The sequence below is a fragment of the Vibrio japonicus genome, assembly GCF_024582835.1.
Taxonomy (GTDB): Bacteria; Pseudomonadota; Gammaproteobacteria; order Enterobacterales; family Vibrionaceae; genus Vibrio; species Vibrio japonicus.
Genome location: NZ_CP102096.1, coordinates 2298060 through 2319451, shown reverse-complemented (window position 1 = coordinate 2319451; position 21392 = coordinate 2298060). Strand labels below are relative to the sequence as shown.

Below are 21392 nucleotides of genomic sequence, written 5' to 3'. Positions count from 1 at the left end.
GTCATCCTCATCGACAGGAAATGGTCGCGATTGATGGGAAAAAATCGTAAAACTTTAGTCTTAAGTTGCTATGTTGGTCAAAGTGATGAGATTTTAATTTAAGGTTAAATTTGCTATTCTACTGCCCACAGTTTGGCCTCTCTGGCGCTGTTTCTCACTCAAATTGATTGAAAAATATGGCCGGAGAGCCAAGTTTCCAAGGATGCTCACTCCCTTATTTTTGAATAAATAGTAACTAAGGGGAGGGGCCGCAATGAGAGGAAAAAGTCGTGCTTGAAGCCTACCGTAAACACGTCGAAGAGCGTGCTGCTGAAGGAGTTGTTCCTAAACCACTAGATGCCGAGCAAGTTGCAGGCCTTGTGGATCTTCTTAAAAATCCCCCTCAAGGTGAAGAAGAGTTTCTTCTTGATCTTCTAGAGAACCGCATTCCACCTGGTGTAGATGAAGCTGCGTATGTTAAAGCTGGCTTCCTGACTGCTGTTGCAAAAGGTGAAGTATCTTCTCCGCTAGTAAACCGTGAAAAAGCGGCTCAGTTGCTAGGTACAATGCAAGGTGGTTACAACATTGCACCACTTGTGGATTTACTTGATGATGCATCTCTAGCTCCGATTTCTGCTAAAGCGCTATCTCATACTCTGCTTATGTTCGATGCTTTCTACGATGTTGAAGAGAAAGCGAAAGCAGGCAATGCGTTTGCACAACAGGTTCTACAATCTTGGGCTGATGCGGAATGGTTCCTATCTAAGCCTGCACTACAAGAAAAAATTACGCTAACCGTATTCAAGGTAACTGGTGAGACTAACACTGATGACCTGTCTCCAGCGCCAGATGCATGGTCTCGTCCTGATATCCCAGTTCACGCGCTTGCAATGCTGAAGAACGAGCGTGATGGTATCAACCCAGATCAACCAGGTAGCATCGGTCCAATCAAACAGATCGAAGAGCTTCAATCTAAAGGCCATCAATTGGTTTACGTTGGTGACGTAGTAGGTACGGGTTCTTCACGTAAATCTGCAACTAACTCAGTGCTTTGGTTTATGGGCGATGACATCCCTAACGTGCCAAACAAACGTGCTGGCGGTTACGTGCTAGGTGGTAAGATTGCACCTATCTTCTTCAACACAATGGAAGATGCGGGCGCACTACCAATCGAAGTTGACGTATCTAAGCTAAACATGGGCGACGTGATCGACGTTTACCCATTCGAAGGCAAAGTATGTAACCACGAAACTGGCGAAACTCTGGCTGAGTTCAAACTTAAAACAGACGTACTGATCGATGAAGTACGTGCTGGTGGTCGTATCCCACTGATCATCGGTCGTGGCCTAACAGACAAGGCTCGTCAATCTCTAGGTTTAGAGTCTACTGATATCTTCCGTAAGCCAGGTGACGTTGTTGATACAGGCAAAGGTTACTCGCTTGCTCAGAAGATGGTTGGTAAAGCATGTGGCGTAGAAGGTGTTCGTCCGGGCACTTACTGTGAGCCTAAGATGACGACTGTAGGTTCTCAGGATACAACGGGTCCTATGACGCGTGATGAGCTAAAAGACCTTGCGTGTCTTGGCTTCTCTGCTGACCTAGTAATGCAGTCTTTCTGTCACACATCTGCATACCCTAAACCAGTTGACGTAAACACTCACCACACGCTACCTGATTTCATCATGAACCGTGGTGGTGTATCTCTACGTCCGGGTGACGGTGTTATCCACTCGTGGCTAAACCGTATGCTTCTACCTGATACAGTAGGTACAGGTGGTGACTCGCATACTCGTTTCCCACTAGGTATCTCATTTCCAGCAGGTTCTGGTCTGGTTGCATTCGCAGCAGCAACAGGTGTAATGCCACTGGATATGCCAGAGTCAATTTTGGTTCGCTTCAAAGGTGAAATGCAGCCAGGTATCACGCTACGTGACCTAGTACATGCGATTCCTTACTACGGCATCAAGCAAGGTCTACTGACAGTTGAGAAAGCGGGTAAGATCAACGAATTCTCTGGTCGCGTACTAGAGATCGAAGGTGTTGAGCACCTAACGGTTGAGCAAGCGTTCGAACTTTCAGATGCATCAGCAGAGCGTTCTGCGGCAGGTTGTACGGTTAAGCTGTCTCAAGCGTCGATTGAAGAGTACCTAAACTCGAACATCACTATGCTTAAGTGGATGATATCTGAAGGTTACGGCGACCGTCGTACCATCGAGCGTCGTATCACAGCAATGCAAGAGTGGTTGGCGAATCCAGAGCTAATGGAAGCGGACGCGGATGCAGAATACGCGCACGTTATCGAGATCGATCTAGCGGAAATCAACGAACCAATCCTATGTGCGCCAAACGATCCTGATGACGCTCGTCTACTTTCAGAAGTTCAAGGTACACAAATCGACGAAGTCTTCATCGGTTCATGTATGACGAACATCGGTCACTTCCGCGCAGCAGGTAAACTGCTTGAGCAGTGGGGTGGTCAGCTAGATACACGTCTATGGGTGGCTCCGCCAACTAAGATGGACCGTGATCAGCTAACGGAAGAAGGTTACTACGGTATTTACGGCCGTGCTGGTGTTCGTATCGAAACTCCAGGATGTTCACTATGTATGGGTAACCAAGCTCGCGTAGCAGACAAAGCAACTGTAATGTCGACTTCAACGCGTAACTTCCCGAACCGTCTGGGTACAGGTGCGAACGTTTACCTGTCTTCAGCTGAGCTTGCGGCAGTAGGTGCGATTCTTGGTCGTATTCCAACTAAGGAAGAGTACCTAGAGTACGCGGCGAAGATCAACGCGACAGCAGCTGACACTTACCGTTACTTGAACTTCCACTTGATGGATCAGTACACCAAGAAAGCGGACACAGTGATCTTCCAAGAGCCAGCATAAGCTCAGGATAGATAACTCATAATGGATAAAGCCGCCGATGAAAATCGGCGGTTTTTTATTGCCTGTCGATTGGCTGAGTGAAGGTTGATAGCGATATGAAAGGTAAACGAACAAGGTTTGTACAAGGAAATATAGACAAGAAAAAAGCCACTTAACTCAGTGGCCTTTGTTGTATTTGTTTACTGGTAACCTTGATTAACCTAGCTTAAGCAAAGTAGCGATATTACGTGAGGTTTGCTGAAGATTTAGCTCGGCTTCTTGCAGCGCCGTGGCGAGGTCAACCGAGCGGTTAACGATAGCAAAGACCGCATCCAAACCGTGTTCGTGAACAACGCCATAGTCAGGAGTAAAACAGCCAGCAATCGCGATGACTTTCTTATCGTAACGTTTAGCGGTACGCGCTACGCCGATAGGTGTTTTGCCATGAATCGTCTGACTATCAATACGACCCTCTCCAGTGATCACTAGGTCAGCGTCTTGCACTAAGCTATCAAGTTTGAGCGCCTCGATAACGATATCCACGCCCGGCTGAAGCTCCGCGTTTAGGACGCCGACTAAAGCCGCGCCCATACCACCGGCAGCGCCACCGCCAGATAACTGAAGAATATCTTTATTGAGGTCACTCTTAACTACATGAGCGAACTGCTTCAACGCGTTATCGAGGGTTTCCACCATTTCTGCTGTTGCCCCTTTTTGCGGTCCAAATATCGCAGAGGCACCATGAACGCCACAAAGTGGATTATCCACATCGCAAGCGACCAGGAGTTCGATGTGTTGAAGACGAGCGTCCAGCGTTGAAAGGTTGATTGCCGCAAGGCTGTTGAGCGCAGCCCCGCCAGCAGGTAAAGCGAAACCTTGTGCGTCTGAACATTGAGCCCCCAATGCTTGCAACATGCCCAGACCCGCATCGTTAGTGGCACTGCCACCTAACCCTACAATAATGCGTTTCACGTTTTGCTCTAGTGCCGCTTGAATCAACTCACCCGTACCGAATGAGGTTGTGATTAACGGGTTTCTACTGGCTGTTGGAACCAAATGCAGACCCGAAGCCGCAGCCATTTCGATAACGGCAGTATCGCCGTCACCGAGTAGGCCATAAAACCCTTCAACAGGCTGCCCTAGTGGACCGGTTACTTGGCAAGTGACAATTCGGCCACCCGTTGCATCCACAAGGGATTGCACCGTACCTTCGCCACCGTCCGCCATCGGAACCTTGACGTAGTCAGCGTGAGGAAAAACCTCTTTAAACCCTTTTTCGATACACGTCGCCACTTCCATGGCGGACAGACTTTCTTTAAAAGAATCAGGTGCAATAACTATCTTCATGAAATTTCTCTTACAGTAAAACTAGGCTCAGTAGGTATACCAGCGTCATCGCGGTCACACCTTGAACAAATGTCGCAGCGGTTTGTGCACGGTATGCAAGACCTACGCTCATGCGGCTAAACTGAGACACAACCCAGAAGAAGCTATCGTTCGCGTGAGATACCGTCATTGCACCAGCACCGATCGCCATTACCGTGAGTACGCGACCCATTTCTGTATCTAAGCCTAGTTGCGACAACATAGGAGCGACAAGCGCAGAAGTGGTAACTAGAGCAACCGTTGACGAACCTTGTGCTGTTTTCAGTGCTGCGGCAACGATGAATGGCATAAAGATACCGACGCCAAAGGCAGACAAGGTCTCACCTAAGTACGTGCCAAGTTCGGTTGCTTTCAATACTGCACCAAACGCGCCACCAGCACCGGTGATTAGCAGGATAGGCGCTGCAGACGTGATGCCTTGGCTGATACGTTGACCAAACTCTTCTGCTTTGTTGTCTGATTTAAGTAGACGAATCGATAGCAGTAAGCCGATAAACAGTGCGACCAGTGGTTGACCTAAGAAAGCCAATACGTCGAAGACAGCACCTTGACCAAGAGGGTAAGAAGGGAACTTCGCGATTGATCCTAAACAGATAAATAGAATTGGCACAAAGATAGGAGAGAACGCCTGACCCGCTGTTGGCAGTTTTCCGTATGACTCCTTCAGTGCTTGCCAGTCTTGGCTTAGCTCTTGATGCTCTTCATCGATATTGTCAGGTTCCACGTTTTTAAAACGGTTCGCCCACAACATACCCGCGAGTGCGGCTGTTGCTGCAACAAAGATACCGACGCCAATCACTAGGCCAAGGTTTGATTCCAAACCAAGGTTACCCGCGGCAGCAATTGGGCCCGGTGTTGGTGGTACGAATGTGTGAGTAGCGTATAAACCTGTCGCCAGTGCAACACTCATTGCAACGCTTGAAGTGCGCAGACGCTTAGAGAGTGACTCTTTTAGTGAGTTTAAGATGACAAAACCAGAATCGCAGAAAACAGGGACAGAAACGATGTAGCCGATAATGGTCATAGTCAGGGTTGGGAAGCGGTCACCTAAAAGGCGAATAACGCTATCAGCCATAGTGATAGCCGCACCACTTTTTTCCAAGATCACACCGATGATGGTACCTAAGACGATCACCAAACCGATGTAGCCTAAGATGCCACCAAAACCACCAGTGATGGTTTTCGCGATACTATCGGCTGGTAAACCGTAAGCGAATGCCGCGATAAAAGCTGCACTGATTAAGGCGAGGAAGGGGTGTAACTTAAATTTGGTGGTGGCGATGACGATAAAGCCAATCACCGCCAACAATATGAGTATCAGCTCCATGTGAAAACTCCGAGTAAGGGTTAGGGACGGTAAGTATGTTGGCTGAGCGTGTGGGCTCAGCCGTTGTCTAGCTAATCAGAGGTGTTTGTTATCTTGTCTGTTTCTTAATAGCTAGGCGCATTATCGTGGATTTGAGATAAATTGAATTGTGCAAATGTACAAAGTTGAACGTTTGGTTCTTGTTTAAATTGTGCAAAGTGACAAGTTTGTAGCTTAAGCTAGTACAATTTCAATGCTAAGTACAAGTGGATTTTATCTTCTAACTTGTTGATATCTATTGAAGTAAGCTCGTTGATCTTATCAAGTCGATAACGAAGCGTGTTGCGGTGAATATGCAGCTCTTGGCAGGTTTTAACTGGATCACAATTTAGTAACAAATATGCTTCGATCGTCTTTTGTAACTGACCCTGGCGGTCATGCTGTTGCAGTTCCAGCAAAGGGTTGAGTAGCTTTTCTCGTTGCCAGTTTTGGTACTGCATTGCGCTGAGCAACACTGGTAGTTGGTGGTCGTGAAAAAAGAAAATCGTTCCTTTTAGCTTACGTGTCACCTGCAGTGTGGTCTTCGCGCTTTGATATGAACGGGTTAGGCCATTAATACCCGGAAAATAATCTCCCACTGCGACCCGGACTCGAAAGCTGGCCTCTTTATTGATCCGCTTGAGCAACGCTTTGACACGTTTGCGTTCTTTATCTGGATTCCATCCCTCACCACTCAAGGAGGCGGGCTTGAGTACCACTACTTCATGTTCAGACACCGATAGGATACCAACAAGATTATTGCGCTCTGGGTATTCGAGTAGGTGAACAAGGTGTTGCATGTGTTCTAAGGTCAGTGTGTTATCGCCGAGTGGGGTCAGCTTAATAATCGTCGCGATGCGTGGCTCATTGATATCGATATCAAGCCTTTGCGCGATGGTCGATAGCTTTTGAGCGTCGCTCTCTTCGGCGGAAATTAACTGCAGTACTAACTCTTCCCTATGGCGCTTATCCCACTGAACTTGCTCCATGAGTTCGGCTTGTTCAACGATCAACTCTGCGGTCATTTTGACTAACTCACCATAATGTCGCACCTGTGAAGGCTCGCCAGAAATACCGACTACGCCGAGCACTTGCTGGTGGTGCACGATTGGTAAATTGATCCCAGGCTTTACTCCTTTGAGGTGTGCGGCAGTGGCTTGGTCGATTTCAACGACGCGACGCTCCGCGCTGGCCAACACCGCTCCTTCATGCTTTTGCTGCAAGCGAGAAGGGTCTCCCGAACCTATGATTCGTCCTTGTTCATCCATAACATTGACAGAGTACGGGATGATCTTCATAGTGCGCTCGACAATCTGCCGAGCAATCGCTTCGTTCAGTTTCATGCTAGAGAATGGTGCCTCAGAAGAATTTTATCGATAATAGTACCTGATCTCGTTATCAATAGAGAAAAACATGGATTACGAATTTAAGAAAAACACCCTCGACGGTAGCTATTACTGCCACTGCTCTATGGATCACGAAATTATTGGCCGCTGGCTGCAAGAAGAAATAGGTAAAAAACGCGACAAGCTTGATGCCATTCAAGAGCTTATTTCCTCAGCAATACAGAGCCCTACTCAAGAATTCTCACTGATTGGTCGTGAAATCAGTTTGATGATCTGTGGTGATGAAGTAACGGTACAAGATAACGCGTTGCTACACAGTATTGAGCTGGAGGAAGGGAGCGAGTTTGAGTTGTATGACTGCGAGAGTGTTGCTTGCTGTGGGTTAGAAGACTTTCAGCAATTAATACAGCAGTGGCAGCTCTTTGTTAGTAGGTAGATTTTCGCCATTGCACCGAAATTGTTTTACTGCTTCATTTTTGTGAGAAGGGCGCACCAATAAGGTGCGCCCTTTCTTTTTTTGTACTTTCTATTTTGTCTTACTTGTTAATTATCAATGCCTTAAAAACATGGCACGCACCTTGGATTATGTTGAGTAAAAGGAAGTGAGATTCAGAGAGGATGCGATGAAATTAATAAATGCGATTGTAAAACCATTCAAATTGGATGATGTACGTGAAGCGCTTGCTGATGTCGGTATTGAAGGTATGACGGTGTCAGAGGTAAAAGGTTTCGGGCGTCAGAAAGGTCATACCGAGCTTTACCGTGGTGCGGAGTACCAAGTGGATTTCTTGCCGAAGGTTAAGCTAGAAATTGCGACTCATGCTGACAACGTAGATAACGTGATTGAAGCGATCACGAAAGCTGCTTATACCGGAAAAATCGGTGACGGAAAAATATTTGTATACGACTTAAGCCAAGCAGTGCGAATCCGTACTGGTGAAATGGATGCGGAAGCACTGTAAGAATTCGAAGGATTGGAGATGATCAAATGGAACTAACAACAACCGTAACAGAACTAAGATACGCACTAGATACCTTTTTCTTCCTCATTTCAGGTGCTTTGGTTATGTGGATGGCAGCAGGTTTTGCAATGCTGGAAGCTGGTTTAGTGCGCTCAAAAAATACAACCGAAATATTAACCAAGAACTTTTGTTTATACGCAATTGCTTGTACTACCTACCTGGTTGTCGGCTACAACATTATGTATGTAGGCAATGATGAAGCTGGTTGGTTGCCTTCATTTGGTGCATTGATTGGTACGCAAGGTGAAGGTGCAGATCACTCGCTGGAGTCTGATTTCTTCTTCCAAGTGGTGTTTGTTGCAACGGCTATGTCTGTCGTATCGGGTGCGGTGGCAGAACGTATGAAGCTGTGGTCATTCTTGATTTTCTCTGCGGTTCTGACGGCGTTTATCTACCCGATGGAAGGTTACTGGACTTGGGGTGGCGGCTTCCTATCAGAAGCAGGATTCAGCGACTTTGCAGGCTCTGGTATTGTACACATGGCAGGTGCTTCAGCGGCTCTAGCGGGTGTATTACTGCTGGGTGCACGTAAAGGCAAATACGGTAAAAACGGTGAAATTTACCCAATTCCAGGCTCAAATATGCCATTGGCGACCGTTGGTACGTTTATCTTATGGTTTGGCTGGTTCGGCTTTAACGGTGGTTCTCAGCTGATGGTGTCTGACTTTGAAAACGCGACAGCGGTCGGTCAAATCTTCCTGAACACCAATGCAGCGGCGGCAGCTGGTGCGATTGCGGCATTACTTGTGTGTAAGACAACCTGGGGTAAAGCTGACCTAACGATGATCCTTAACGGTGCATTAGCAGGCTTGGTAGCCATTACGGCTGACCCTCTATCGCCATCGCCACTATACTCAGTCGCAATTGGTGCAGTGTCAGGTGCATTAGTGGTGTTTAGCATCATCGGTCTAGACAAGCTTAAAATAGATGATCCAGTGGGTGCGATTTCTGTACACGGTGTTTGTGGTTTCTTCGGTCTGATGGTTGTTCCATTAAGCAACGGTGATGCAAGTTTTGGTGCTCAGTTACTTGGTGCTGCCGTCATCTTTGCTTGGGTATTCTTTGCGAGTTTAGTGGTATGGGCCGTATTGAAGTTCACCGTCGGTATCCGCGTGTCCGAAGAAGAAGAAATGGAAGGGATGGATGTTCACGATTGTGGTGTTGATGCTTACCCTGAGTTTGTTACCGTTAGATAACCATAAATGCAACTGATTGTATAAATTGAGATCAAAAACCTGTCAACTAAGGCAGGTTTTTTTTATTTAGGAGATTGTTTTTAGAATCGACATGAATATAATAACGCAACTGATAAACGTTATCATTACGAATAATTAAAGGACTGACCCATGAAAAAAGTGCTAACTCTTTCCGCTTTAGCTTGTGCAACACTTGCTCCAACGGCTATGGCTGCTGAAGAAGTGAATGTGTACTCATACCGCCAACCATTTTTGGTTGAACCAATGCTTAAAGAGTTCACTAAAGAGACTGGCATTAAAGTTAACGTTAAGTTTGCTAAAGAAGGTATTGCAGAAAAGCTAGCTCAAGAAGGAGAGTACAGCCCTGCTGACGTTCTGCTAACGGTTGATATCGCTCGTCTGGCTGAGTTAACGAAAAAAGGCCTAGTTCAACCTGTTGAGAGCCCAGTCCTAGAAAAGAACATTCCAGCTCAGTACCAAGACACAACAAATGAGTGGTTTGCACTAACGACTCGTACTCGTAGCGTTTACTCATCTCGTGATCGTGTAGGTAAACTGGGTGAAGATTTCACTTATGCAGACCTAGCGAAGCCAGAATTCAAAGGCAAAATCTGTACTCGTAGCGGTAAGCACCCATACAATGTATCACTAGTGTCTTCTCTGATTGCTCACCAAGGCGAAGCGGCAACAAAAGAGTGGTTGGAAGGCGTGAAAGCTAACCTAGCTCGTAAGCCTCAAGGCAATGACCGTGCACAAGTTAAAGCGATCAAAGAAGGTCTATGTGACGTTTCTCTTGGTAACAGCTACTACCTAGGTAAGATGGTTAACGATGCTGAGCAAAAAGCATGGGCAGACGCGGTATACATCAACTTCCCTAACCAGAAAACCACGGGCACTCACGTAAACATTTCTGGTATGGCGATGGCGAAATACTCTCCAAACAAAGAGAACGCACTTAAACTGATGGAATTCCTCTCTGATAACACAGCGCAAGCTTTGTACGCAGAAGTGAACTTCGAATACCCAGTGAAAGAAGGTGTTAAGCGTTCTGAGCTAGTCGCTTCTTGGGGTGATTTTAAAGCAGATACAATTTCTCTAGACACAATTGCTGATCACCATGAAGCAGCGATCAAACTTCTAGACGAAGTTAAGTTCGACCTTTAATCGTTATTTTGATATCACTCGGTGAGAAGTTTGCTCACCGATGATAAATTTACAGCCTCAAGTCGCTCTTTTGTCAGGGTAACTTGAGGTTGTTTGTTTATAAGGGTATAACTAGCCCTCAACGATTAAAAGGATATGAGATGTATTTGCAGATGCATTTATCTCTCACTCAGCCTGGCTGTAATTAGGCGATGAAAGAAAAGAATTATTTATGGAAAACCAGTAGTGGGGCGTTGGCTTTGTTACTGGTTTTACCGATCTTAGCGATATTTTTTACCGCAGTAGGTGAAACAGACGATCTCTTTGCACATCTTATGTCGACTGTGCTGCCTACCTATACCTATAACACGATAGCATTGGTGCTCGGGACGATGGCTCTGGCGCTGGTGTTTGGTATCCCTTCAGCTTGGTTTATGGCGATGTGTCGATTGCCAAGCGAGCGTGTTCTTCAGTGGGCGTTGGTACTGCCGCTGGCTATGCCAGGCTATATCGTTGGATATATTTTTACGGACTGGTTTGATTTCGCTGGTCCGATACAACTCCTGCTGCGTGATATTACGGGTTGGGGCCCAGGTGAATACTGGTTCCCAGACATCAGAACGCTCACAGGGGCGACAATTGTTCTCTCTTTAGTTCTTTATCCTTATGTGTACTTGCTTGCACGTGCAGCGTTTATGGAACAAAACGTTTCTCTATTGCAATCTGCCCGCCTGCTAAAATGTTCTCCGTGGGAAAGTTTCCGTCGAATCTCAATGCCATTGGCTCGTCCTTCAATTGCAGTAGGCTTATCACTTGTTGCAATGGAAACCGTCGGTGACTTCGGCACGGTAAGTTATTTTGCTGTGAACACGCTGACAACAGCGGTTTACGATACTTGGCTAGGTTATTCAAGCCTAACCGCGGCGGCTAAGATCTCTGCCATTATGTTGGTTATTGTTATTTTGTTGCTTAGCGCAGAGCGATTTAGCCGACGCAGACAAAAATTGTTCCAAAGCCAATTCAGTAGCCGAGAAGATTTTCGTTATGAACTAAACGGTTGGAAAAAGTGGCTAGCGTTGACTTGGTGCTGGGGGCTGGTCTGTATCGCGTTTATTTTCCCGTTGGGTCAACTTGTTATTTATGCATACAAGTATTTCGCGCAGAGCTGGACGACTGAGTTTAGAGAGTTTGCGTTGAATAGCCTTTATGTTTCTATCAGCGCAGCCATCATTGGTGTCATTGTCGCGTTGCTGGTGAACTTCTGCCAACGCTTAAGTCCAGGTCGTCAAAGCTTGGCATTTATGCGATTGGCGTCGATGGGCTATGCCGTTCCTGGTACGGTGTTAGCTATTGGCGTTATGGTGCCAGTGCTATTCATGGACCACTTGGTTAATGATATTGCGAAAGCTATGGAATGGGGTAGGCCGGGGCTTATCTTCTCAGGTTCAATGTTTGCCATCATTTTTGCTATGGTGGTGCGCTTTTCTGCCGTCGCGATTGGTAGTATCGAGAGTAGCCTAGGTAAAATTTCTCCTTCATTAGATATGGCATCTCGCACTATGGGATGTAACACCAACCAAATGTTGTGGCGTGTGCACTTTCCGCTGGTGCGCCGTGGTGCCTTAATTGCTGGTCTTTTAGTGTTTATAGAGTCAATGAAAGAGTTAAACGCTGCACTTTTATTGCGACCGTTTAACTTTGAAACATTAGCGACCTACGTTTACAACTTTGCCTCAGACGAGCATTTAGAGCTGGCTGCTCTACCTGCAGTACTGCTGGTTTTGGTGGGATTAATTCCACTGGTTCTGATTAACCGTTCACTGGAGCATTCACACTGATGAGCTGCGCACTTTCGATTCAAGATTTGACCTGTAAGTACGATGAAAAGACGACAGTATTGGAGTCGTTATCATTAGAGGTGGAGCATGGCGAGATAGTTTGTTTGCTTGGTGCCAGTGGCTGCGGAAAAACGACGCTGCTCAAAGCCATCGCCGGATTGTTACCGCTTAGCTCAGGGACGATGAGTTTAAACTGCGTGACCATTGATGATGGTGAGAACTGGATGCCGCCAGAGCAGCGCAACATTGGTATGATCTTTCAAGATTATGCGCTCTTTCCGCATTTGACGGTTGCGCAAAATGTTGCGTTTGGCTTAAAAGACTGCAGTGCGAAAGAGAAGAACAGTAAAGTAACTGAAATGCTGGAACTTGTGCATTTACAAGATTTTAGTGAGCGTTACCCTCATCAATTATCTGGTGGTCAACAGCAACGTGTGGCGATTGCGCGTTCTTTGGCTTATAAGCCAGACTTACTTCTACTCGATGAGCCTTTCTCCAATATAGATACACAAGTACGTCATGAGCTGATCAGCGAAATCCGTAAAATATTCAAGAAGCAGGGTGTCACGGCGATTTTTGTTACGCACAGCAGAGAAGAAGCGTTTGCGTTTGCAGATAAAATGGCAGTGATGAACCACGGCGTAATAGAGCAATATGGGACAGCTGGTGACCTGTATTACAAGCCTTCGAGTAAGTTTGTGGCGGACTTCTTAGGTGGCGGCAGCTATTTAGCAGCCAAGCGTATTTCTGAATTCGAGTTTGCTACCGAGTTAGGTGTCGTCGAAGCTCAGGCACAGCAGAACATTGAACTTGAAGGTATCTGTGAATTGCTACTTCGTCCACAACATGTTCAAATCGTGGCAACAGAAGAGAGTAGCGTTACGGTACTTGAGCAGCAATTTATGGGTGACCATTGCCGCTATGTGATCGATGCGGGTGGAAGTCGACTGTTAGCAAGTTCTTCGGAGCCACTGGCTATTGGCCAGACTGTATCGGTGAAAGTGGATACGCAGGGCGTATTGGCATTCTAAAAGAGACGTGCTTTTTACATAGGTAAATAAAGACAAAGCCCAGCAGCGTGCTTAATGCCGATCGTTTAGCTACTTGAACGATCCTACAGAGGCTCCATAATCGGTCGTAACGTAAGTTACGGCCGATTTTTTATGTCTGAGTTTTCAAAAGAGTTACAGGTTACCGCAGAGTTTTGCCACGAACGTCCAATCGATGTTTTTAATAAACATATTCCTTTGGAATGGGTTGAAGAAGCTGTTCAACAAACTGGGCGAGTATCGCTCAGAAAACGTCGTCTACCCGCTGAACAAGCTGTTTGGTTAGTACTCGGTATTGGGCTTCAACGTAATCGTTCCATTCAAGATGTTTGCGATAAACTGGAGTTAGCATTCCCTGATGTAGAGGGGGAACTTACGCCTATGGCAACTAGTAGTATTATCAAAGGGAAAGAACGCCTTGGAGATAAACCGATACGTTATTTGTTTAAAACTACAGCTCAACAGTGGGAGCAACAATCAGAGTTTGACGAAGTTTGTGGCTTGAAGATTCTTAGTGTCGATGGCACATATTTCAAAACTCATAATACAGCAGAAAATCAGCACTTTGGCTTTGCTCAAAAAGGAGCATCATTCCCGAGTGTGCTAGCTGTAACATTAATGTCAACACGTAGTCATCTTTTATCTGACGCTGCTTTTGGGCCAGTAACAAATAGTGAAATCTCCTACGCTCAACAACTTGTGGGTTCCGCTCCTGATGACTCATTAACACTCTTTGATAGAGGGTTCACTTCTGCAGAGCTATTTACCAGTTGGCGTGGCGCTAGCAGTAACAGCCATTGGTTAACACCAATCAAAGCTAAAATGCGTTATGAAATCGTTGATAGCTACACTGAACATGATCATCTCATTGATATGCCTGTATCACCACAAGCTCGCCTGATTCTTATCCCAACACCTAAAGGTGAAATCAAAGGCTTTATTACTTCTTGCTTATGCCCTGAGCGCTATCCGTTTGATGCTCTAGTTAAAGTGTATTGGAAGCGTTGGGAAATAGAACGCAGTTACGGTGAACTCAAGCAGTATCAGTTGCAGAACAAGCCAACATTACGAAGTAAGAAAAAAGTCGGGGTATATCAGGAGCTATGGGGGATATTAATCAGCTACAACATTGTGAGGTTGGAAATGGCAGAGATGGCTAAGCAACACAAAGTAGAACCTCTGCGGATCAGCTTCATTAATGCCTTGTTTTTAATTATGGATGAAATGATTTGGGCGAGCGATACGAGAAGCCCAGGAGCGATACCAAAAAACTTAAAGATACTCAGGGATAGTGGGAAACGGCTTATTCTCCCAAAAAAACGAAACCGGAAACCCTATCCCCGAGCGGTTTTGAAAAAGCCAGCCCGATATCCTAATAAACATGCTACTCGCTCTTAAGCGAGTGGCATTAAGCAGCGTGCTGGGCTTTTGTATTATGGGATCTAACCATCGTACACGTGCTATTAAAGCTGTAAAAAGTCTTTAAACTGCTGTACCACGTGTTCAGCTGTCTCTTTGTCTGCCATTTCTGCAAAGATACGTAGCAATGGTTCGGTTCCCGAGAATCGAGCGATGATCCAGCCTCCATTTTTGAAATACACTTTCGCTCCGTCTTCGTAGCTGACTTTTTCAATTTCAAACTCGAAGTTAGGCAATTGTTTCTCAATGTAGATGCGGTTGTGTAGGATCTCTTTCTGCGTCGGTTTGAACTTGCAGTCACCTTCCGCCATGTAGGCGTAGCCGTATTTGGCGTAGATTTCGTCGAGCAACTCAGACAGTTTTTTACCGGTTACTGAAATCATTTCAACCAATAGACTTGAGGCGAATACCCCATCTTTGCCTTTGATGTGGCCACGAATCGTTAAACCACCAGAACTTTCACCACCGATCAATGAGTCGTCAGCTTCCATCTGCGAGCTGATGTGTTTAAAGCCTACAGGCACTTCAAAGCACTTCTCGCCATGGTCTGCCGCGATCTTATCCAGCAAGTGGGTCGTCGCAATGTTACGTACCACCGAGCCTGTCCAGCCTTTGTATTCCAGCAGGTAGTAGTACAGAAGGATCAGCACTTCGTTTGGGTGAATAAAGTGACCTTTCTCGTCGATAATGCCGAGTCGGTCGGCGTCACCGTCGGTACCGATGCCGATATCATAGCCTTGCTCCGCCACCAAGTGCATTAAGCGATACAGGGTCGCCGCGCTTGGTGAAGGCATCAAACCACCAAAGTCTGGGTTTTTACCGTCGTTGATCACATCCACATCACAACGGCCGTTGATCAATACTGTTTGTAGTGCGTTTTTCGCCACGCCAAACATAGGGTCAATCAGCACACGCAGGTTGGCTTTTTTAATCGCTTCAATATCGATAAAGTCGATGATTGAGTCAACAAACTCGTTCATCGGGTTAATCACATCGATCAGCTTGTCTTCTACTGCTTGTTCAAAGTCCACGCTTTTTACTTGATTGGCGCTCAGAACCGCGATTTGATCTTCGATCTTTTGCGTGATCACTTCATCAGCGTCTCGACCGCCTTCGATGAAGACTTTCACACCGTTGTAATCGGCTGGGTTATGCGATGCTGTAATACACGCTGAGTAGGCACATCCCATCTCTTTTGCTTTGAACATTACGATAGGGGTGGGAACAAACTTATCAATAAAGCTGACTGTTACGCCATTCGCTGCCAGTACTTCCGCAAACCAGCGACCGGCTTTGTCAGATAAAAAGCGTCGGTCGTAACCGATGACAAACCCTTTCTCAGCCACTTGTTCCGCGTTGATGATGTTCGCGACAGCTTGAGCCACAAGGCGCACGTTGTCTTTGGTGAACTCTTCGCCAATGAAAGCACGCCAGCCACCTGTTCCGAATTTGATCATATTCATAATCCTTAATTCATAGCAGGAGCCTCACAAGGAGGCTCCTAGCTAGCTTAGCCTAGTACAACCACTACGTCGTTAACACTGCCTTCCGCTTGTACAGGAACAGCGCCAGATACAGCTTCACCGTTGATAGTGATTGATTTCACGCCTTTACTGACTGAGTTTGGGTTCTCTACTTTGATGTTGTAAGTCGCGCCTAACCATTGACGCGTCACTTCAAAGCCTGGCCAGTTTGTTGGAATACATGGGTCGATAGTGAGACCGTCAAAACCAGTACGCACACCTAGGATGAAGTTTGTTACCGCGAAGTACGCCCAACCAGAAGTACCCGTTAACCATGGGTGGTTTGCACGACCATGGTCTTGGTGGTCGCGGCCCATGATGAACTGTACATATGAGTACGGTTCTGCGATACGTTTCTCGATGATGTCGTTTTGGTTGTATGGGTTGAGTGCATCGTAGAATTTCATTGCACGGTCACCACGGCCTAGTTTCGCTTCTGCTACCCACGCCCATGGGTTTGGATGCGAGAAGATCGCGCCGTTTTCTTTCACGCCTTGGTAAACGCGAGTAACGAAGCCGATGTCGTCGTTTGGCGTTGCAAATGACGGCGAGTTTAGGTGTAAGCCGTACTCAGAGAATAGGTTCTCGTCGACTGCATCCATCGCTTTTTCACCACGCTCTTGAGATACCGCACCAGATAGAACCGCTAGTGTGTTCGACTCAAGGTGTACACGACCTTCTTTCTGCTGTGCAGTACCAATCTTGTCACCATCTTTAGTCAGACCACGAATGTACCAGCCGCCTTCTTCGTCCCAAAGGTGTGCTTCACACGCTTCACGAACGTTGGCCGCCATTTCTGTGTATTTTTCAACATCAGATTCTTTGCCTAGGTATTTCGCTAGGTCGATAAACTCTTTAAGTGCCCAGAAGTGCAGGAATGACACCATTGAAGACTCGCCACCACCTAGGTTTAGACAGTCGTTCCAGTCTGCGCGCAGACCCTTACAGATACCTGTTTGACCAACGTACTCAGCTGAGAAGTCCAGTGCTGCTTTCATGTGGTCATACACGGTTGCATCGCCGCCGTCCGCGTATGGGATCACTTCGTCAAAGAAGCTGTGTTCACCTGTTTCCATCACGTATTTACAGATAGTTGGAACCAGCCATAGATGGTCATCAGAACACGTATCTTCGATGCCGTGGATTTTATCTTCATCTGAAGGCGTTGGTACAACAGTCGGTGATTTTGACGGTTTAACGTCTGCTTTCTCTGGGTCAAACCAGTCAGGATCGAATAGGTGCAGACCGTAACCTGCTTTCACCTGACCACGTAGAAGGTCAACGATACGCTTACGTGTCATTGCTGGGTTCGCGTGGGGAACAGAGATCGCATCTTGTGCTGTGTCACGGTAGCCAAGACCAGTACGACCGCCAACTTCGATGAAGGATGCAAAGCGAGACCACACCACACAGGTTTCTGCTTGGTAGAGCGTCCAAGCGTTGATCATGGTGTCTAGACCTTCGTTTGGCGATTTCACTTGGAACTTCGCGCAGCGCTCATCCCAGTGTGCTTTGATACCTGCGAATGCGTTATCTACTTCTGCTAGATCTTGGTATTTCGCGCGTAGACGTTCACCGTTGCCTTTACCGATACCTAGGATGTAAGCAAAACGCACTTCTTCGCCTGGCTGGATAGTGAATTGCTTGTGCAAAGAGCCACAGTGGTTGTAACACGTTTGAGCAGAGTTGAAACACTTACCTTGCTCTACGGCTAGTGGGTTGGCTTCGTCGCGGTACAAACCAAGGAAGCTATCACGTTGGCCGTCGTATGAATCTGGGTCGAATGTTGAAGCTAGGTAGTAGAAGCCTTCAAAGTCGTTAGTGTTGTAGTACAGGTCGTATTCAATCACGCCATCTTTATATGCCGTACCTGCTGAGTACAGAGACATTTGATGGTTTTGGTTGTCTGATTGAATGTGGCTGAATGAGAATTCGACAAACGAGAAAGCGCTGATGGTACGTGGCTTATCTGAAGTGTTTTTAATCACTACGTCCCAAATTTCAGCATCTTCGCCTTTTGGTATGAATAGCGTTTTGGTTGCGCTGATGCCGCTGTATTCACACTTGAATTTTGAGTACGACAGACCATGGCGTACTTCGTAGTTCGCTTCGTCTAGGCTTTTTGCTACTGGTTGCCATGAGATTGACCAGTAGTCTCCCGTTGCATCATCACGCAGGTACACGTAGTGTCCCGGACGGTCAAAGGTCGCGTTCGGGCGGAACTTAGTAACACGGTTATATTCGGGAGAGTTGTAGAACGAGTAACCCCCGGCGTTGTGTGAAATAACAGTACAGAATTTTTCTGTGCCTAAATAGTTAGTCCAAGGCGCTGGAACGTCTGGGCGAGTGATGACGTATTCACGATTGTCGTTATCGAAATAGCCGTATTTCATGATAATTTCCTTTTTACCAAGCTACCGTATCGGTAGCCAAATTCTTTTAGCTAGTGAAAACTTTAAATAAGTTGCTCATTGAGCATGTGTTATTTCCAAGGTTGCCTATATTGAATGTCTTGCTTGTCGAGTAGAGGCAAGTGTCCTTTCAATCGAGACAAATAGCCTTCCCAGCTACGGTGTGCTTTATCTGTCCAGCACGCTTCTGCCATTGCGGTTAGGCGAGGGAAAATCATGTAATCCATACGTTGCTGAGTGATGATGATTTCACTCCATAGCGCACATTGGATACCAAGAATGCGTTTACGAATTGGGTCACCGTCAGGAATTTCCGCTAAAGGTTCATATCGATATGCGTTTTCTAACGGAATCACTGCTGCCCAATCGACGCCCGGTTCTTCTGGAGCGTAGTCTTGAGTCATATCTAAGTAGGTGGACTGGCCTGGCTGAAGGATGACATCAAAACCTTGTTTAGCGCAGTTCAAAGCGGCTTCTTCGCTCAGCCATGAATAGATCACGGTATCTTTGCTGACTTTGTTTCCATGTTGCGCTTCTTCCCAGCCGACCATTCGTTTACCTAGTGTTCGCAGTTTTTGTTCGGCGTGACGCAGCAAATGTCCTTGTAATTCCTTAGCGGATTGGTAGCCATGTTTCGCCATTAACTTTTGGCATGAAGGGCTTTCAATCCACACACCTTCTGGCACTTCATCGGCACCGATATGTACCCATTTCGATGGGAATAGTTCAGCGACTTCTTCTAGTACTTTGTCGAGGAACTCGTACGTTCCAGGCAAAGCAGGGGACAGAATATTATCGTTGTAGTGTTGAATGCTGTGATACTGAGATTTGTCTTCTGGATCGTGTAGCAATTCAGGGAGTGACTTTATAGCTGCTCGGCAGTGGCCTGGAATATCAATCTCAGGAATGACGGTGATACCGCGATCTTCGGCAAAAGCGATCACCTCTTTGACCTGATCTTGAGTATAGAATCCGCCATAAATACTGTTTAAATGACTGTATTGAGGCTCTAACGGCGTACCACTACCGCGGTATGCGCCCACACTAGTGAGTTGTGGAAAAGCTTTGATTTCCAAACGCCAGCCTTCGTCATCGGTTAAGTGCCAGTGGAAAGTGTTAAATTTGTAGTGCGCCAGTTGATTGATTAGACGTTTAACGCGCTCGATAGGGTGAAAGTGACGAGCACAATCGAGCATCATGCCACGATATTTAAAGCGTGGGCTGTCACTGATTTTGATGTACGGAACGACCAATACTGATTCAGTCTCACTTCGTATTAATTGAAGCAATGTTGCGCCGGCGTGGACAAAACCGACACTTGATGCAGCCTCTAAGCGTATGCCTGAACTTGATACAGTCAGCTGGTAAGCGCCTTCGTCCAAGGTTGGGTTATTACGAAATAGAATGTCACTTTGACCGATCGCTTTACTTGAGAAACCAAATATTCTGACCAGTTCTTCTTGTAGCCAAGTCGCCGCTTTTTCAGCTAATGTCGCTTGTAACGTAATCTGGCTAGAAGCAGATAGGGTAAAATATCCGTCGCTTTGCTCTACCTTGTTTGGCATAGGTATCAACGCGAGTTCATGTGCATCTACAACCGGTAGTTTGGTACGCTCTTTGTAAGGAGAAGCTAAAATTATTGGTGTTAACGTCACTGGGCTTGTGATCGCTTTTCCTTCGACAAGGATAAGCGCATCTTTGATGCCATCGGAATAAAAGCGCAGTGGCATGCTACCAATGCTGAATTCACAGTAATAGTGTTTATTGGCGCTTAGTAGATCGTCACTAGGTGTGACTGTACAGAAACTGCCAATCTGTTTGATGCTGCCGTTAGTGAAGCTGTCAGGTTGGATATAGCGATCTGTAATAAATTGCAGTTGCCAGTTACTCAGACCCTGATCAGTTAAGTTATGCACGGTTAAGCCAAAGCGACAATAGTGTTTGTGCTCCGACAGTACGGCGAGTTCGACGCGAAAGCTCATTATTCAATCCTCAATAAAGATTATGTGCTGGCTGACCAGCAAACATTAGTGCGCCTTCGATTGCATCGAATTTAGGTGTCACTATTAGGTTTTGAACGGGTGGGGAAAGCCACTCTTTAATACGCTCAGCGATACTGCCCATTAAACATATTCGTGTAGCGCCTTTACGGTTTAACGCTACAAGGTACATTTCAATGTCTGCGGCGGTCTGTTTAAGCATAGAAACCGCTAAGCTGTCGCCATGCGCTGCGTGTTGGAAGATGGCAGGAGAAAATTGACCATAATCGCGTGGCAGTGCGGTTTTTGACCACTCGACCACTTGGTCGACATCATGATTGAAATACGCCATCACGTGTTCCGAAAGTGGTGTTTTTTCCACGATCCCGTCTTCGGTCAACAATACTTGCTGGATCAAGCGAAGGCCCATAACAGCACCACCACCTTGGTCTGATATTGGAAATTCTCGGCCACCGACAACATATTGCTGGCCACCTTGTAGGTAGATGCCACAAGAGCCAGTGCCTGCGATCATAATTGCCCCATCGTCACCATTGTGTGCACCAAGACAAGCACCGTACGCATCGGTGTTTAATACGAGAGAGGCAAACGGATGAGACAATGCCATGAATTTTTTCCACGACGATTGGTGCTCTGCGCCTGCCAACGCTAAGCCTACGTGCATTTGGGAGAAATATTGCTGCGATAAGCCACCTTGTTGAGCAGCCTGAGTGATTGAATCTAGAATCGACTCCATCGCGATATCGGCACCGAGCATAATGTTGGCGCTGCCACTTTTCGCTTCACCGATAAAATTTCCTTGATCATCACGAATACGAGCACGGCAAGAAGTGCCTCCACCATCAATGCCAACATAGTAAAGCGTCAT

The 21392-nt window shown here is 46.5% G+C and carries 15 protein-coding genes; 8 read left to right on the top strand and 7 right to left on the bottom strand.

The features are described from left to right. Positions 1-269 precede the first annotated feature (269 nt). On the top strand, positions 270-2867 hold the full coding sequence (gene acnB / locus NP165_RS10845) for a bifunctional aconitate hydratase 2/2-methylisocitrate dehydratase (protein WP_257083978.1): 2598 nt from the start codon (positions 270-272) through the stop codon (positions 2865-2867). 195 nt (positions 2868-3062) lie between these two features. Here acnB and NP165_RS10840 read toward each other — a convergent pair whose 3' ends face one another. The 3 genes from NP165_RS10840 to NP165_RS10830 form a co-directional block, all read right to left on the bottom strand. Next, a complete protein-coding gene (locus tag NP165_RS10840; protein ID WP_257083977.1) occupies positions 3063-4193 on the bottom strand; it encodes a glycerate kinase in 1131 nt (376 codons plus the stop codon). Positions 4194-4203: 10 nt separating this feature from the next. Further along, the gene (locus tag NP165_RS10835; RefSeq protein WP_257083976.1) at positions 4204-5559 is read right to left on the bottom strand and encodes a GntP family permease; all 1356 of its coding nucleotides are present in this window, start codon (positions 5557-5559) and stop codon (positions 4204-4206) included. A gap of 218 nt (positions 5560-5777) precedes the next feature. Beyond that, positions 5778-6920, bottom strand: coding sequence for a sugar diacid recognition domain-containing protein (locus NP165_RS10830; RefSeq protein WP_257083975.1), 1143 nt, complete (start codon positions 6918-6920; stop codon positions 5778-5780). A 70-nt stretch (positions 6921-6990) separates the two neighbouring features. Here NP165_RS10830 and NP165_RS10825 point away from each other — a divergent pair, with 70 nt between their 5' ends. The 7 genes from NP165_RS10825 (at position 6991) to NP165_RS10795 (ending at position 14569) form a co-directional block, all read left to right on the top strand. Then, complete coding sequence (locus NP165_RS10825) at positions 6991-7359, top strand: YacL family protein (protein ID WP_257083974.1); 369 nt, start codon at positions 6991-6993, stop codon at positions 7357-7359. A gap of 187 nt (positions 7360-7546) precedes the next feature. After that, a complete protein-coding gene (glnK, locus tag NP165_RS10820; protein ID WP_257083973.1) occupies positions 7547-7885 on the top strand; it encodes a P-II family nitrogen regulator in 339 nt (112 codons plus the stop codon). A gap of 26 nt (positions 7886-7911) precedes the next feature. Further along, the gene (locus tag NP165_RS10815) at positions 7912-9141 is read left to right on the top strand and encodes an ammonium transporter AmtB (RefSeq protein WP_257083972.1); all 1230 of its coding nucleotides are present in this window, start codon (positions 7912-7914) and stop codon (positions 9139-9141) included. A 150-nt stretch (positions 9142-9291) separates the two neighbouring features. After that, a complete protein-coding gene (locus tag NP165_RS10810; protein WP_257083971.1) occupies positions 9292-10305 on the top strand; it encodes a Fe(3+) ABC transporter substrate-binding protein in 1014 nt (337 codons plus the stop codon). Positions 10306-10496: 191 nt separating this feature from the next. Beyond that, positions 10497-12122 carry an ABC transporter permease gene (locus tag NP165_RS10805; protein WP_257083970.1) on the top strand — a complete coding sequence of 542 codons (1626 nt, stop codon included), beginning with the start codon at positions 10497-10499 and terminating at the stop codon, positions 12120-12122. Next, positions 12122-13153 carry an ABC transporter ATP-binding protein gene (locus NP165_RS10800; protein ID WP_257083969.1) on the top strand — a complete coding sequence of 344 codons (1032 nt, stop codon included), beginning with the start codon at positions 12122-12124 and terminating at the stop codon, positions 13151-13153. Before NP165_RS10805 ends, NP165_RS10800 begins: the two co-directional genes overlap by 1 nt. A gap of 132 nt (positions 13154-13285) precedes the next feature. Continuing rightward, positions 13286-14569, top strand: coding sequence for an IS4 family transposase (locus NP165_RS10795; protein ID WP_257083968.1), 1284 nt, complete (start codon positions 13286-13288; stop codon positions 14567-14569). A 65-nt stretch (positions 14570-14634) separates the two neighbouring features. On the opposite strand, the gene NP165_RS10790 is transcribed toward NP165_RS10795, so the two are convergent. The 4 genes from NP165_RS10790 to NP165_RS10775 form a co-directional block, all read right to left on the bottom strand. Then, positions 14635-16047 (bottom strand): phosphoglucomutase/phosphomannomutase family protein, encoded by a 1413-nt coding sequence (locus NP165_RS10790; protein WP_257083967.1) that lies wholly within the window; start codon positions 16045-16047, stop codon positions 14635-14637. A gap of 53 nt (positions 16048-16100) precedes the next feature. Then, positions 16101-18506 (bottom strand): glycoside hydrolase family 94 protein, encoded by a 2406-nt coding sequence (locus NP165_RS10785; RefSeq protein ID WP_257083966.1) that lies wholly within the window; start codon positions 18504-18506, stop codon positions 16101-16103. An 89-nt stretch (positions 18507-18595) separates the two neighbouring features. Next, positions 18596-20506 carry a beta-N-acetylhexosaminidase gene (locus NP165_RS10780; RefSeq protein WP_257083965.1) on the bottom strand — a complete coding sequence of 637 codons (1911 nt, stop codon included), beginning with the start codon at positions 20504-20506 and terminating at the stop codon, positions 18596-18598. 10 nt (positions 20507-20516) lie between these two features. Further along, positions 20517-21392: a glucosamine kinase nucleotide-binding domain-containing protein gene (locus tag NP165_RS10775; RefSeq protein ID WP_257083964.1), complete on the bottom strand. Its 876-nt coding sequence runs from the start codon at positions 21390-21392 to the stop codon at positions 20517-20519.